Genomic DNA, 15268 nt, shown 5'->3' with positions numbered 1-15268 from the left:
CGAAAAAGCCGCCCCTCGGGGCGGCTTTTTCGTTACTGGCCGAAGCAGGCAACGCGCGCGTGGCGCCGACTTCAGAGCACCTGGCGCAGGAAGGCCTGGGCGCGCGGGTCGTTCGGTTGCTCGAAGAACTGCGCAGGCGCCGCATCTTCCAGTAGTTTGCCGTGATCGAAGAACAGCACGCGATCCGCCACCTCACGGGCGAAGCCCATTTCGTGGGTCACGCAGACCATGGTCATGCCTTCCTCGGCCAGGGTCTTCATCACCTCCAGCACCTCGCCGACCATCTCCGGGTCGAGCGCCGAGGTCGGCTCGTCGAACAGCATCACTTTCGGGTCCATGCATAGCGCGCGGGCAATGGCGACCCGCTGCTGCTGGCCGCCGGAGAGCCGCGAGGGGTACTCGTTGACCTTCTGGCCGATGCCGACCTTGGCCAGCAGCGCCCGCGCCTTCTCCTCGCGCTCCACCTTGCCCCGCTTGCGCACGATTTTCTGGGCCAGGCAGAGGTTCTCCAGCACGGTCATGTGCGGGAACAGGTTGAAGTGCTGGAAGACCATGCCGACTTCGCGGCGGTAGGCGTTGATATCGGTCTTCGGGTTGGCCAGGTCGAGGCCGTCGATGCTCACCGAACCGGAATCGAACGCCTCCAGACCGTTGAGGCAACGCAGGAAGGTGGACTTGCCGGAGCCGGACGGCCCGATCACCACCACCACTTCGCCCTTGGCCACGGTGGTGCTCACGTCGTCGACGGCGCGCACCACCTGGCCGCGGGTGTCGAAGACCTTGGTCAGGTTGCGGACTTCAATCACTTTGTCCGAGCCTCCGTTCCAGCCGGCTCGCCAGATGCGACAGCGGCAGGTTGATGACAAGGTAGAGCGCGGCGACGCAGAACCAGATCTCGAAGGTGGAGAACGAGGTGGTGATCGCCTCGCGGCCGCTCTTGGTCAGTTCGGTGATGGCGATCACCGAGACCAGCGAGGTGTCCTTGACCAGGCTGATGAACTGCCCGGCCAGCGGCGGCAGTACGCGCTTGAACGCCTGCGGCAGTATCACGTAGCGCATCGACTGGCCGGCGTTCAGGCCCAGCGAACGCGCCGCTTCGTCCTGCCCACGGGCGATGGACTGCACGCCGGAACGGACGATCTCGGCGACGTAGGCGCCGGTGAACAGCGCCAGCGCCGCCACCCCGGCGAACTCGCGGGAGAGGTTCAGCACCGTACCGATGAAGAAATAGAAGATGAATATCTGCACCAGCAGCGGCGTGCCACGCACCAGCTCGACGTAGAGGGTCGAGAGGTCATGCAGCGTGGGATTCTTCGACAGCCGGCAGAGGCCGGTGAACAGGCCGATGGCCAAGCCGAGGGCACCGGAAACGAAGGAGATCCACAGGGTGGTCCACAGCCCCCAGGCCAGCGGCCCGGCGGTCCAATGGCGCTGCACACCGACCACATCGCCTTCACTGACGTCGTCGTTCTCGGAGAACTGCAGGCTGTCGCCGGCGACCTTGAGTTCCTGCTGCCTGCCGTCTTCGGCGACCAGCGTGACCCGCGCCTCGCGGCCGTTCTGCTCGATCTTCGCCACCCGCGAGAGGCTCTCGGCGCGCTGCGCTTCCTCGGCCTGGTAGGCGAAGTACTGGGGGACGCGGTTCCAGCGCCACTCGTAGGAAATCAACGAGGTGGAGTACCAGATGCCCACGCCGATCACCAGGATGATCAGCGCGGTCAGCCCATGCCAGGGCCAGGTTGGGCGTTTCATTCTAGCCACGAATCTATACCGTGAAAATGCGAACGCGCAGGCCGGCTGGCCTGCGCGTCAGGGAAAAGCCTTGGACGTGGATTACTCCATGTCCTTCAGCCAGTCGGTGCTCTTGAACCACTTGTCGTGCAGGTGATCGTAGGTGCCGTCTTCGTGGATCTGCTTGAGGAAGTTGTTGATCCAGTTGAGGCTGTCGTAGTCGCCTTTCTTCAGACCGAAGGCCAGCGGCTCGTAAGTGAACGGCTGGTCGAGGAAGAGCAGCTTGCCGGCGCCGAACTTGCTGACCGCGACCACGTTGTAGGGCGAGTCGTAAATGAAGGCATCGGCCTTGCCGTTGACCACGTCCATGACCGCTTCCGGCTCATTGTCGTAGCCGTGGTACTGGGCCTTGGCGATCTGCTTCTTGGCGACGAACTCGCCGGTGGTGCCGATCTTCGAGGTGAGGCGGTACTGCGGATCGTTCAGATCCTTGTACGACTTGATCTTGCCTTCCAGGTCCTTGCGGATCAGCAGGGTCTGGCCGACGACGATGAAGGGATCGGAGAAGTTGACCCGCAGGTTGCGTTCCTGGGTCAGGGTCATGCCCGAGCCGATCAGGTCGAACTTGTCGGTGAGCAGCGCCGGGATGATGCCGTCATAACCGGTGGAAACCAGCTCCAGCTTGACGCCCATGGCCTTGGCCATGGCCTTGAGCAGGTCGACTTCGAAGCCGACGATCTGCCCGCGCTTGTTGGTCATCTCGAACGGCATGTAGGTCGGGTCCATGCCCACCCGCAGGGTACCGCGCTTGACCGCTTCGTCCACCGCGCCGGCGCTGGCCGCGGTCACGCCGACCAGGGCGCAGACGCCCACCAGCAGCGATGCCAGATACTTTTTCATTCCCCTAACTCCCAGGCAGTCGAAAATTGTGCGCGCGTAAGGTCCGCGCGGTGTCCAGCGGCAACGTTGGCCGCACAAAGCTCCCGCAGGGCGCGCAAAGGGTGCGAATCGTACCCTAGTCACCGTTTGTCGGGAGGCTTTCTGGATCGGTGGCGCAGGGTATCAGCAGTCCCACGCCGGGAAAACAGCCGTGACGCCATGCCGGCCCCCGCCACTCAGGTGGCAGGGGCCGGACGGCCTCAGGATTGAGCAGCGGGCAGCGGCATACCGTCGCTGGGTGCGTGCGGCGCCAGCGGCAGGGCCGGCGCATGGGCATCGGCCTGGATCGACTTGCGCCAGGGTTCCAGCCAGTTGCCACGCGCGCCCTCCCACACCTGCAAGTGCAGGCGCGACAGAGCGACAGGGTCGCTGAGCAGAGCCAGACGGGCTTCGCCGCCGAGCTTGTCCGGACCGCCTTCCAGCGCCTGCTGCACCCGTGCCGCACGCATGGCCTCGATCGGCTCGGCCTTGGCGTGACGCGCGGTGCCCATGGCACAGGCCAGGGCGTTGAGCAGCGGATCGGCGACGCTGCGGACGAAGCCGTCCTTCAGCGCCTGCCAGCGGTTCTGGTAGGTGTACTCGTCGGTGGCACGCAGTTCGCGCGGGGTGTCGTATTCCTCGGGGATGAGGAACAGCTTCTCATCGCGCGAACGCAGGCCCAGGTTGACCCGGCTGGTGATCACCGACACCGGGATGGACAGCATCAGCGAGCCGACGATGGGCGACAGCCACCAGAGGAAACGCGGGTTCAGCCACACCACCAGCAAGGCCCAGGCCAGGCCCAGCAGGGTCTGCATGCCATGCCGGCGCAGCGCTTCGCTCCAGGGCGTGGCATCGTCGTCACGCTGCGGCGATTTCCACTGCGCCTCCCAGCCGAGGAACGCGGCCAGCACGAAGCGGGTATGGAAGAGCATGCGCACCGGCGCCAGCAGCACCGAGAAGAGCATCTCCAGGAGCATGCTCAGGGTGACCTTGATCACCCCACCGAAGGCCTTGGCGCCCTTGGCCCAGATCAGCATGACGCTGAGCAGCTTGGGCAGGAACAGCAGGGTCAGGGTGGTGGAGAACAGCGCAATGGCCTTTTCCGGGTGCCACTGCGGCCAGATCGGGAACAACTGGCGTGGCTCGAGGAAATACTGCGGCTCCATCAACTGGTGCACCGCCAGCAGCGCGGTGGACAGCACCAGGAAGAAGAACCACAGCGGTGCCGACAGGTACGACATCACCCCGGTGAGGAACACCGCACGGTGCACCGGGTGCATGCCCTTGACCAGGAACAGGCGGAAGTTCATCAGGTTGCCGTGGCACCAGCGGCGGTCGCGCTTGAGCTCGTCGAGCAGGTTCGGCGGTAACTCTTCGTAGCTGCCCTCCAGGTCATAGGCGATCCACACGCCCCAGCCGGCACGGCGCATCAGCGCAGCTTCGACGAAGTCGTGGGAGAGGATAGCCCCGGAGAAGGAACCCTTGCCCGGCAGCGGCGCCAAGGCGCAGTGCTCGATGAAGGGCTTCATGCGGATGATCGCGTTGTGCCCCCAGTAGTGCGACTCACCAAGCTGCCAGAAGTGCAGGCCGGCGGTGAACAACGGGCCGTAGACGCGGGTGGCGAACTGCTGCATGCGCGCATAGAGGGTGTCCATGCCCGAGGCCTTGGGCGCGGTCTGGATGATCCCCGCTTCCGGGTTGGCCTCCATCAGGCGCACCAGCTTGGCCAGGCAGTCGCCGCTCATCACGCTGTCGGCGTCCATCACCACCATGTACTTGTACTGGCTGCCCCAACGACGGCAGAAGTCGTCGATGTTGCCGCTCTTGCGCTTCACCCGGCGACGGCGGCGACGGTAGAACAGGCGACCGAAGCCCTTGGCTTCCTGGCACAGTTCGATCCAGGCCTTTTCTTCGGCCACGGCGATATCGGCCTGATAGGTGTCGCTGAGCACGAAGAAGTCGAAGTGATCCAGCTCACCGCTGGCCGCCACCGACTCGAAGGTCGCGCGCAGACCGGCGAAGACCCGCGGCACATCTTCGTTGCAGATCGGCATGACGATGGCAGTACGCGCATCGGCGGCGATCGGCTCATTGCCCGCGCTGCTGCCGGAAATGCGATAGCGATCGTGGCCGCTGAGCAACTCCCAGAAGCCCATCAGCGCGGTCCAGAAACCCGCCGAGACCCAGCAGAAGAGGATGGCGAAGAGCAGCAGCACGCCGAACTGGATCACATAGGGCACTACCTGCTCGAGGGTCTGCAGGAAGGTCTGACGGTTGATCTCGTCGAGATCGATCAGCGCCCAGCCCTGATAGGGCAGGATGCCCTTCATGTAGTAGGTGGCGATACTGGTCTGGCCGAGCATCAGCAACAGCAGGATGAAGCGGCGCAGCGAGCCGACCCGTTGCCAGCGCGCCTTGGGCAGGTCGCGCGCCGGCTTGGACGGATTGCTACGGCCGGTCAGGCGGCGCCAGCCGCGCATCAGCGGGTTGGTCCGCCAGGGTTCCGGGAGCACCTTGGAGCGCTGGATCGGCGGCGCGGCCTTGAGATAGGCGCGGCCGTTGTCGTCCAGGCCAAGCATGCCGGTATCGTCCAGCTCCTGGCCATGACCGAGCCGCAGGCGCGGCCCGATCGAGGCCAGCGCGGCGTCGCCGGTGGAGCCCGGCGTTACGCCGGAATCCACCGCCAGGCGCTGGTGCAGATCGCTGAAGGAGCCAGACTGAGCCAGCCGCTCGCGCGCCTCTGCGTCAAGCGGAAGGTGCTCGAGGTATTCGGCCAGCGGGGCCTTGGAAGTGGTCGGATTATTCATCGGCAGGCAGCTGATAGCTCCAGGTTTCGGAGAGGATCTGTCCATCTTTGACCAGAGCCGCGCGCATCTCGGTCGGCTTCTTCGAATCCTTGACCTTGATTCGCAGCGTCAGGCGCCAGCCCTGGGTCACCGGGTTGTAGCGCAGGTTGTTTTCCTTCACCTCGGCGTTGTCGTCGGTGCTGACCTGGGTGGTCACCGGCGCGTCGGCCGGCAACGCCTTGAGGTTGGCGCCTTCGAAATCGACCACCAGGGCGGTGCTGCCGTCGGGCTGACGGATCAGGTTGGCCTGCTTGACGTCACCCACGGAGCGCAGCGTCTGCTTGACCAGGGCGATCTTCTGCGAATGCAGCGCGTCCTCGTCCATGGTCCAGTGCAGGCGGTAGGAGTAGTCCAGCGACTGCCCCGGCTCTGGGCGCTTCTCCGGGTTGAAGAAGGCGACGATGTTGTCGTTGGTTTCGTCCGGGGTGGGAATCTCGACGAGTTCGACGCTGCCCTTGCCCCAGTCGCCCATGGGCTCGATCCAGGCGCTCGGACGCAGGTCGTAACGGTCGTCCAGGTCCTCGTAACGGGAGAATTCGCGACCACGCTGGAGCAGACCGAAGCCCTTCGGATTCTCCACGCTGTAGCTGCTCACCGAGAGGTGTTTCGGGTTGTTCAGCGGACGCCAGATCCACTCGTCGTTGCCGGCATGGATCTGCAGGCCGGTGGAGTCGTGCAGCTCAGGACGGTAGTTGTGTTGCGCGGAAGGCTGGTTGGAGCCGAACAGGAACATGCTGGTCAGCGGTGCAACGCCGAGCTTGCTGACCTTGTCGCGGAGGAACACACGGGCCTTGACGTCGACCACGGTGTCGGTACCCGGACGCAGGACCAGACGGTAGGCACCGGTGGCGCGCGGCGAATCGAGCAGGGCGAAGATCACCAGATGCTTGTCCTGCGACTTCGGCCGTTCGATCCAGAACTCGCGGAAGCGCGGGAACTCCTCACCGGACGGCAGTGCGGTATCCAGCGCCAGGCCACGCGCGGACAGGCCATAGGCCTGGCCCTTGCCGACCACGCGGAAGTAGCTGGCGCCGAGGAAGGTGGTGATCTCGTCGAGCTTGTCGGCCTTGTTGATCGGGAAGAGCACGCGGAAACCGGCGTAGCCGAGATCCTTGGTGGCATTCTCGTCGAACTTCAGCGTACCGAAATCGAAACGCGAGGGATCGTACTTGATCTCCTTGACGTTGCTGGAGGTCACTTCGTTGATTTTCACCGGGGTGTCGAAGTGCATGCCCTGGTGGTAGAAGCTGATCTTGAACGGCGTCTTTTCATCGGCCCAGTAGGCCTTGTCCATGCGGAAGCGAATCTGCTGGTAATCGGCGAACTTCATTTCGCTGAATACCGACGGCAGGTTGCTGGCCGGCGCGCTGTATTTCTCGCTGGCGAGTTTCTTCGCCTGGCTGGCGACGTCGTCGAGGTTGAAGGCCCAGGCCTGCCCGGCGCCCATGGCCAGGATAGCGGAGCCGGCCAGCAGCAGGTCGCGCAGGGTATTACGAGAAGCGGGTTGCTGAACGGAACGGAAAATCACGAGTCCCCCTCGTCCGTGAACTTAAATAAACCAAGGCCGGCCTTGGCGATGCCAAAGTGCCGGCGATTGAATTCCGACCCCGATGCGTGCGAATGATTCCCCGGCCATACCGAGGAATCCCCGCTCGGCCTGTGGCCGCTGCCGGGGAGCCATTGTTCTAGTTGCATGCGCGTTACCATCATCCTACGGCCAGATTACAGCCAGCCGCGTGTTCAAGCCTCCAGAAGAAAAGTCACCGGCCCGTCGTTGACCAAGTGCACCTGCATGTCGGCGCCGAAACGACCGGTGGCGACCAGCGGATGACGGGCTCGCGCCTGTTCCACGAGATGATCGAACAACGCGGCGCCCTGTACCGGCGGCGCCGCGCTGGAAAAACTCGGCCGCAAACCCTTGCGGGTATCGGCGGCCAGGGTGAACTGCGAGACCAACAGCAGACCGCCGCCGATATCGCTCAAGGAAAGGTTCATCTTACCTTCAATATCGGCGAACACTCGATAGTTAAGCAGCTTATGCAGCAAACGCTGTGCCGTTTCTTCGGTGTCCTGCGGTTCGACCGCGACTAATGCCAACAGCCCCTGGTCGATGGCGCCGACGATATCACCTGCGACTTCCACCCGTGCCGCGCTCACCCGTTGGATCAGCGCCTTCATTGAACCTCCGGCGGCAGGTTCAGCAGACGCCGGCCGATCTCGTTGGTGGCGCGCACCAGGGCGTCGGCGATGCCCGGTTCGCTGGCCGCGTGGCCGGCGTCGCGGACGATCTGCAGCTCGCTGTTCGGCCAGGCCTTGTGCAGGGCCCAGGCGTTGTCCAGCGGGCAGACCACGTCATAGCGGCCATGCACGATCACGCCCGGCAGGTGGGCGATGCGTTGCATGCCACGGAGCAGTTGGTCCGCTTCGAGGAAGGCGCCGTTGACGAAGTAGTGGTTCTCGATGCGGGCGATCGACAGCGAGCGGTGCGGATCGCTGAAGCGCTCGACCACCGCGGGATTGGGCCGCAGCGTGGCAGTGCGCCCTTCCCAGGTCGACCAGGCGCGCGCGGCGTGCATCTGGGCGATCTGATCGGAACCGACCAGGCGCTTGCGGAAGGCTTGCATCAGGTCGTCGCGCTCGGCCGGCGGAATCGGTGCCAGGTAGTCTTCCCAGTAGTCCGGGAACAGGTGGCTGGCGCCCTCCTGGTAGAACCACTGCAAGTCCTGCGGGCGGCACAGGAAGATCCCGCGCAGGATCAGCGCATGCACGCGTTCGGGGTGGGCCTGGGCGTAGGCCAGCGACAGGGTCGATCCCCAGGAGCCGCCGAACAGCACCCATTTGTCGATGCCGAGGAATTCGCGGATGCACTCCATGTCCGCGACCAGATCCCAGGTGGTGTTGTTTTCCAGGCTGGCGAAGGGCGTCGAGCGGCCACAGCCACGCTGGTCGAAGGTGACGATGCGGTACAGGTTGGGATCGAAGAAGCGGCGCGACAGGGCATCGCAGCCGGCACCCGGACCGCCATGCACGAACAGCACCGGCAAACCGTCCGGGCTGCCGCTCTCGTCCACATAAAGGACGTGCGGCGCCTCGACAGCCAGTTGGTGTCGGGCGTAAGGCTTGATCTCCGGATACAAAAGCTGCATGGCGCACTCCCGAATCAGTACGTACGGTCGTCCATCGACCGGATACCATCCCTTGTTGTCGGGCATGATACTCGGGCCGGAGCAAAACCGATAAAGGAGTTCACTCGGCGTGCCAAGGAAGTTCTTCGTTTGCCGAATGGCGCGCATTGGCCAAGCTGCCGGCGGCCACTCCCGGCAGTCCCGAAACCCCTGCGACCACTGGCCGCTGGCGAGGTCCGCATGAACCGCACGCCCCTGCAGCACCGCATCCGCGCCGCCGGCCTGCTGGTCCGCGACGAGCGCATTCTGCTGGTCCGCCACGAAGTCGGCGACGACATCTACTGGATTCCCCCGGGAGGCGGTTTCGAGTCGCTCAGCGACCGATCGACGCGCGACACCGTGAAGCGCGAATGCCGCGAGGAAACCGGCCTGGAGGTGGAGGTCGGCCCGCTGGTGTATGTGCGCGAGTTCGCCGAGCCGCTGGCCGGGCGCTTTCACCTGGAACTGTTCTACCGGGTCGACGCTTGGCGCGGCGAGATCAGCCTGGCCAACCTGCGCGGCCTGGGTGGCGACGAGTACCAGATCCGCGAGGTCGCCTGGGTGCCGCGCGGCGACCTGCCGACGCTGGCGTCCTTCTATCCGGCCGAGCTGCTCGACGATGTCTGGCAACGCCTGGCGGTGCCGCAGCCGCCGATTCGCCACCTGGGCCTGCAACCCTGAGAGCGCCTTGCCCAGCGCGACCGACCCGCGTCCGGGCCGGTCCACTGGAGCGCGGCAAAGGTACGCTCGGCGGGGTCAGCGCCCGTAGCGTTGCCGCCCCCATTCGAGGAAGGTTTCCAGCATCCGCCGGATCACCGCGCGGGTCGGACCGGCCAGGTCTTCGCGGTAGGCGAAGGGCGCCGCCTCGTTCATGTAGGTGCATTGCGCCAGCTCCAGTTGCACCGCATGCACATCCTGCTGCGGCCGGCCGTAGTGGCGGGTGATGAAGCCACCCTTGAAGCGGCCGTTGAGCACATGGCTGTAGCCGACCGCATCGGCGCAGACGCCAGCCAGGCGCTCGGCCAGTTCGGGGGCGCAACTGGCGCCGGCGAAGGTGCCGATGTTGAAGTCCGGCAGGCGCCCGTCGAACAGGTGCGGGATATTCGAGCGAATCGAATGGGCGTCCCACAGCAGGGCGTAGCCGAATTCGGCCCTGAGCCGCGCCAGTTCCTCGGCCAGGCTGCGGTGGTAGGGCGTCCACACTTCGGCCAGGTAGCGCGCGCGTTCTTCCGCCGACGGTGTCTGGCCGGCGCGGAACAACGGGCGCCCGTCGAACAGGGTGTCCGGGTACAGGCCGGTGGTCGCGGTGGCGTACAGCGGCTGGTCGTCGGCCGGGCGGTTGAGGTCGATGACGTAGCGCGAATAGTGCGCCGCCAGCACGCTGGCGCCCAGTTCGCTGGCGAAATCGTAGAGCCGCGGGATATGCCAGTCGGTGTCGGCCAAGCCTTTCGCCTCGTCGACCAGCCCGGCCTCCAGGGCCGGCGTCAGGCGGGTGCCGGGGTGCGGCATGCTGATCAGCAGCGGCACGCGGCCGCGGCTGAAGCTCAGTACGTTATCCACAGGAAACTTCCTCTGCGTGACGGATGATGCGTTTCGGCAGGTCGCCGCCGAGCCAATAGGCCAATTCGGCCGGACGCTGAATGTCCCAGGCGACGAAGTCGGCGACTTTGCCGGCTTCCAGGCTGCCGTGAGTGTGCCCCAGGCCGAGAGCCTTGGCGGCGTTCAGCGTGACCCCGGCCAGGGCTTCTTCCGGGGTCAGGCGGAAGGCCGTGCAGCCCATGTTGAGCATCAGCCGCAACGACAGCGCCGGCGAGGTGCCGGGATTCAGGTCGCTGGCCAGGGCCATGGCCACGCCATGCTTGCGCAGCGCCTCGATCGGCGGCAGCTGGGTTTCGCGCAAGACGAAGAAGGCCCCCGGCAGCAGCACCGCAACGGTACCGGCGGCGGCCATGGCGATGGCGTCTTCCTCGGTCATGAATTCCAGGTGGTCGGCGGACAGCGCCTGGTAGCGCGCCGCCAGGCTGGAACCGTGCAACGAAGACAGCTGCTCGGCGTGCAGCTTCACCGGCAGGCCCAGGCGCTGCGCGGCCTGGAACACCCGCTCGACCTGCGCCGGGGAGAACGCCAGGTGCTCGCAGAAGGCATCCACCGCATCCACCAGCCCTTCGGCGGCCAGGGCCGGGAGGATTTCCGTGCAGATCAGCTCGATGTAGGCGTCGGCGCGCCCGGCGTATTCCGCCGGCAGGGCGTGGGCCGACAGGCAGGTGGCGCACACCGTCACCGGCAGCACCTCGCCGAGTCGGCGGGCGACGCGGAGCATCTTGCGTTCGCTGGCCAGGTCGAGGCCGTAGCCGGACTTCACTTCCAGCACGGTCACGCCGTCGGCCAGCAACGGCCGCGCGCGCTTGATCGCGCTGGCCAGCAAGTCGTCCTCGCTGGCCTCGCGGGTGGCGCGCACGGTGCTGGCGATGCCGCCACCGGCGGCGGCGATCTCGGCATAGCTGACGCCTTGCAGGCGCTGCTCGAACTCGGCGCTGCGGTCGCCGCCGAACACCAGGTGGGTGTGGCAGTCGATCAAGCCCGGGGTGACCCAGGCACCGCCCAGGTCGTGGCGGCGCTGCACTTCATGCGCGGGCAACTCGGCGCGCCGGCCGATCCACTGGATCAGCCGGCCCTCGGTGAGGATGGCGGCATCCTCGATGATCGAGTAGCGGCCGCCGACCATGGTTGCCGCATGGCAGTTCTGCCAGAGCTGTTTCATGCCTGTCCCTCGCGTCAGGAGCGCACCGGCAGCACCAGTTGCGCCGGCACATGGCTGGCGTCACGGCGCGCCAGGAAGAAGTAGAGGATGGCTGGCAGCAGCAGACCGACCAGCCAGGAGATATCCACGCCGCCCAGCTTCTCCACCAGCGGGCCGGAATAGAAGCCGCTGTCGATGAAGGGCATCTGCACCAGCACGCCGAAGGCGTAGACACCGATGCCGGTCCAGTTCCAGCGGCCATAGCGGCCATCCGGATCGGACAGCGCCGGGATGTCATAGCGCTCGCGGGTGATGCAGTAGTAGTCCACCAGGTTGATCGCGCTCCAGGGCGTGAAGAAGGCCAGGAGGAACAGCAGGAACGACTTGAACGCCGCCAGGAACGAATGCTGGCCGGCCAGCGCCAGGCCGGTGGACAGGCCGACGATGGCCAGCACGAAGACCAGCCGTTGCACGCGAGTGATCGTCAGGTGGCCACGGAAGCCACTGATGATGGTGGCGATGCACATGAAGCTGCCGTAGGCATTGAGGGTGGAGATGGTCACCTTGCCCAGAGCCACGCTGAAGAACAGCGCCGAGGCCATCAGGCCGCTGGCACCGAGACCGACGATGTAGGCCACCGGCTGGCCGGAGAACGCCTTGCCGGCCAGCGCCGCGGCGAACACGCCGAGGACCATCGAGGCCTGCGAGCCGATCACCGAACCCAGGCCGACGGCGAAGAAGGTTTTCAGCGACGAGGTGTCGCTCGGCAGGTAGCGCGAGTAGTCGGCGACATAGGGGCCGAAGGCGATCTGCCAGGATGCCGAGAGAGACACGGCGAGGAGGAAGCTGCTCCAGGCGAAGTGGCGGTTGTCCAGCAGCGCGCCGATGTCGTTCATCGACAGCAGGCGCACGAACAGGTAGGCGAAGGCGAGCATGCCGATCACGCTGGCGGCCTTGCCGAGCACATGGATGACCCGGTAGCCGCAGACGGTGAGGCCGATGATCACCGCGGCGAAGATGAGGATGCCGGCGGTCTCGCTGACGCTGAGCAACTGGCTGACCGCCTGCCCGGCGAGCACGGTGCCGGTGGCGTTGAAGCCGATGTACATCACGCACACCAGGATCAGCGGAATCACCGCGCCGAAGACGCCGAACTGCACGCGGCTGGAGATCATCTGCGGCAGGCCCAACTTGGGCCCCTGGGCGCCGTGCAGGGCCATGACCAGGCCACCGAAGACCTGCCCGATGAGCAGGCCGATCAGTGACCAGAACACATCGCCGCCGAGCACCACGGCCAGGGCGCCGGTGACGATGGCGGTGATCTGCAGGTTGGCGCCGAACCACAGGGTGAACTGACTGAACAGGCGGCCATGCCGCTCGCGCTCGGGAATGTAATCGATGGAACGGGTTTCGATCAGGGACTTACCAGCCATGAAGCTCTCCTCGCGCGTGGCCGCTCACCACGGCCACGCCATTGTTGTTATGCACAGCGACTCCTGATACCTCGCGGGTGGGCGGCCTCGCACCGCCCTGCCCCGCGCCACTCGCCGTCACTGGCGGGCGGCCTCCAGCACGGCGCGGGAAATGATGATTTTCTGTACCTCCGAGGTGCCCTCGAAAATCCGCAGGATGCGCGCGTCGCGGACGAAGCGCTCCAGCGGCAGGTCGCGGATGTAGCCGTAGCCGCCATGCAGTTGCAGCGCGGCGTCGGTGATGAAGCCACAGGCCTCGGCGGCGAACAGCTTGGCGGTGGCTGACTCCAGGCTGAAGCGCTCGCCGCTGTCGCGCCGGGCGGCGGCCTTCATGGTCAACAGGCGTGCCGCTTCCAGCTGCGCGTGCATGTCGGCCAGGCGCCACTGGGTGCCCTGGTAGGCCGACAGCGGCTTGGCTCCGATCTGCCGCTCGTCCACCCACTTGAGCGCGTACTCCATGGCCGCGCGGGCGATGCCCAGGGACATGGCGGCGACTTCCACGCGGCCGCGATCGAGCACTTCCATGGCGGTGCGGAAGCCCTGGTTCTCGCTGCCGAGCAGCGCCGACTCGGGCAGCCAGCAGTCCAGCGCCAGCTCGTAGATGGTGCTGCCGCGCAGGCCCATGGTCTTCTCCGGGTTGGAGAAGCTCACGCCGGCACTGCCCTTGGGAATCAGGAAGGCGCTGATGCCACGCGCGCCGGCCTCGGCATCGGTCTTGGCGTAGAGCACGATGAAGTCGGCTTCGCGGGCGTTGGTGATGTAGTGCTTGCTGCCGCGGATGCGCCAGCCGCCGTTTTCCCGCACGGCGCGGGTGCGCATGTCCGCCGGGTTGGAGCCGGCGGCCGGTTCGGTGAGGCCGAAGGCGCCCAGCAGCTCGCCGCTGGCGCAGCGCGGCAGCCATTCCTGGCGCTGCTCCTCGCTGCCGCCGATGAGGATCGAGTCGGTGGCGAGGAAGTGTGCGGTGAGCGCCGAAGCGGTGGAGGCGCAGGCGGCGGACACCGCCTCGACCACCCGGCTCATGGCCAGGCTGCCGATACCGAAGCCGCCATAGCTCTCCGGCAGGTTGATGCCCATGAAGCCCAGCTCGCCCAGGGCCCGCAGGCTTTCGGCGCAGAAGCTCTCGCTCTCGTCGTAGCGCTGCGCGTTGGCTTGCAGTACGTCGCGGCAGACGCGCTCGGCGGCGTCGACGATGGCCAGCTCGGTGGCGTCGATGTCAAAGTTCATTCACAGCTCCAGGTTGACCGAGGCCGAACGCGGCATTGGCTTCGCCCAGGCGGGGCGCGCGCGTCGCGGCATGGGGCTTGCGCCCGTTGAAATGCACCGGCTGCGGCACCAGCGGCGGCAGGCCGTCGGCCGGCTGCACCAGCAACTGGCGCGCCTGCGCCTGTTCGCTGCCGCTGGCTTCGGCCAGGTTCCACACCGGCGAGGCCGGTACGCCGGCATCGAGCAGCAGGTCGCAGGCTTGCTCGACGCTGCGCTGGCCGGTCCAGGCCTCGATCTCGGCGCGCAGGGCCTGCTCGTGGCGGGTGCGCGAGGGGTCGTCGGCGAAGCGCGGATCGTCGGCCAGCTCGGCGCGCCCGATGCTTTCGCAGAAGCGCCGGAACAGCTTGTCGCTGGCCACCGCGATCACCACCAGGCCGTCGGCGGCGCGGTAGGTGTCGAAGGGCGTCGACACCGGGTGGCGGTTGCCCACCAGGCCCGGCGCCGTGCCATGGGCGAAGAGGTTGGAGAGGCCGGTCATCTGCAGGCTGACCAACACGTCGAACATCGCCACGTCGAGGTACTGCGCGCTGCTGCCCTGATGCTCACGGGAGAACAGCGCGCTGCTGATCGCCCAGGCCGCGTAGACCCCGGCGCACAAGTCGCCGAGGGCTTCGCCGCAGCGGGTCGGCCCGGTCTGCTCGAAACCGGTGACGCTCATCAGCCCGGACATCGCCTGGGCGACGATGTCGTAGGCCGGCCGACGCGACAGCGGGCCGTTCTGGCCGAAGCCGGAAATGCTCGCGTAGATCAGCTTGGGGTTGTGCTGGCGCAGGCTGTCGAAATCGATGCCCAGGCGCTGGGTGACGCCGGGGCGGAAGTTCTCCACCACCACGTCGGCGTCGGCCACCATCTGGTAGAAACGCGCCAGCTCGGTGGGCTCCTTGAAGTCCAGCTCGACACTGCGTTTGCCACGGTTGATCAGGCCGAAGTAGACACTCTCGCCATCCTTGAACGGGCCGAGATGGCGACTGTCGTCGCCATGCCCCGGCACTTCGAACTTGATCACCTCGGCGCCCAGGTCGGCGAGCATGGCGGTGCAGTGCGGCCCGGCCAGTACCCGGCTCAGGTCCAGCACCCGCACGCCACGCAGCGGCTGGGCGATGGGCAATTCGGTCACCTTGCTCATGCCGG

13 protein-coding genes are annotated in these 15268 nt (G+C 66.3%); 1 reads left to right on the top strand and 12 read right to left on the bottom strand.

Annotated elements, in window-relative coordinates:
• Positions 1-71 precede the first annotated feature (71 nt).
• From BLQ74_RS19755 to pip, 7 genes are all read right to left on the bottom strand, one after another.
• Complete coding sequence (locus BLQ74_RS19755) at positions 72-806, bottom strand: amino acid ABC transporter ATP-binding protein (RefSeq protein ID WP_090265387.1); 735 nt, start codon at positions 804-806, stop codon at positions 72-74.
• On the bottom strand, positions 799-1752 hold the full coding sequence (locus tag BLQ74_RS19750) for an amino acid ABC transporter permease (protein ID WP_425287508.1): 954 nt from the start codon (positions 1750-1752) through the stop codon (positions 799-801). Before BLQ74_RS19750 ends, BLQ74_RS19755 begins: the two co-directional genes overlap by 8 nt.
• 81 nt (positions 1753-1833) lie before the next feature.
• Positions 1834-2631, bottom strand: a complete 798-nt coding sequence (locus BLQ74_RS19745) for a transporter substrate-binding domain-containing protein (RefSeq protein WP_090265383.1) — start codon at positions 2629-2631, stop codon at positions 1834-1836.
• A 239-nt stretch (positions 2632-2870) separates the two neighbouring features.
• Positions 2871-5459 carry a glucans biosynthesis glucosyltransferase MdoH gene (gene mdoH / locus BLQ74_RS19740; protein ID WP_090265381.1) on the bottom strand — a complete coding sequence of 863 codons (2589 nt, stop codon included), beginning with the start codon at positions 5457-5459 and terminating at the stop codon, positions 2871-2873.
• On the bottom strand, positions 5452-7026 hold the full coding sequence (locus BLQ74_RS19735; protein WP_090265379.1) for a glucan biosynthesis protein G: 1575 nt from the start codon (positions 7024-7026) through the stop codon (positions 5452-5454). The genes mdoH and BLQ74_RS19735 overlap by 8 nt, the downstream gene beginning before the upstream one ends.
• A gap of 212 nt (positions 7027-7238) precedes the next feature.
• Entirely contained in the window at positions 7239-7676 is a 438-nt protein-coding gene (dtd, locus tag BLQ74_RS19730; protein ID WP_090265376.1) for a D-aminoacyl-tRNA deacylase, read from the bottom strand.
• Positions 7673-8644 carry a prolyl aminopeptidase gene (gene pip, locus BLQ74_RS19725; protein WP_090265374.1) on the bottom strand — a complete coding sequence of 324 codons (972 nt, stop codon included), beginning with the start codon at positions 8642-8644 and terminating at the stop codon, positions 7673-7675. Before pip ends, dtd begins: the two co-directional genes overlap by 4 nt.
• Positions 8645-8863: 219 nt before the next feature.
• On the opposite strand from pip, the gene BLQ74_RS19720 reads away from it, so the two are divergent.
• Complete coding sequence (locus tag BLQ74_RS19720) at positions 8864-9343, top strand: NUDIX domain-containing protein (protein ID WP_090265372.1); 480 nt, start codon at positions 8864-8866, stop codon at positions 9341-9343.
• 75 nt (positions 9344-9418) lie between these two features.
• Here the strand turns inward: BLQ74_RS19720 and hutG are convergent, their stop codons facing one another.
• The 5 genes from hutG to BLQ74_RS19695 all read right to left on the bottom strand — a co-directional run bounded on the left by hutG (position 9419) and on the right by BLQ74_RS19695 (position 15263).
• A complete protein-coding gene (hutG, locus tag BLQ74_RS19715) occupies positions 9419-10222 on the bottom strand; it encodes an N-formylglutamate deformylase (RefSeq protein ID WP_090265370.1) in 804 nt (267 codons plus the stop codon).
• A complete protein-coding gene (gene hutI / locus BLQ74_RS19710; RefSeq protein ID WP_090265368.1) occupies positions 10215-11423 on the bottom strand; it encodes an imidazolonepropionase in 1209 nt (402 codons plus the stop codon). Before hutI ends, hutG begins: the two co-directional genes overlap by 8 nt.
• Before the next feature lie 14 nt (positions 11424-11437).
• Entirely contained in the window at positions 11438-12835 is a 1398-nt protein-coding gene (locus BLQ74_RS19705) for a purine-cytosine permease family protein (RefSeq protein ID WP_090265366.1), read from the bottom strand.
• A 117-nt stretch (positions 12836-12952) separates the two neighbouring features.
• Positions 12953-14098, bottom strand: coding sequence for an acyl-CoA dehydrogenase family protein (locus BLQ74_RS19700; protein ID WP_090265364.1), 1146 nt, complete (start codon positions 14096-14098; stop codon positions 12953-12955).
• The gene (locus BLQ74_RS19695; protein WP_090265362.1) at positions 14088-15263 is read right to left on the bottom strand and encodes a CaiB/BaiF CoA transferase family protein; all 1176 of its coding nucleotides are present in this window, start codon (positions 15261-15263) and stop codon (positions 14088-14090) included. Before BLQ74_RS19695 ends, BLQ74_RS19700 begins: the two co-directional genes overlap by 11 nt.
• Positions 15264-15268: the final 5 nt, after the last annotated feature.

Source organism: Pseudomonas panipatensis (assembly GCF_900099785.1).
Taxonomy (GTDB): domain Bacteria; phylum Pseudomonadota; class Gammaproteobacteria; order Pseudomonadales; family Pseudomonadaceae; genus Pseudomonas; species Pseudomonas panipatensis.
The sequence above is the reverse complement of the archived record's forward strand: the minus strand, read 5'-3'. Positions and strand labels throughout refer to the sequence as shown.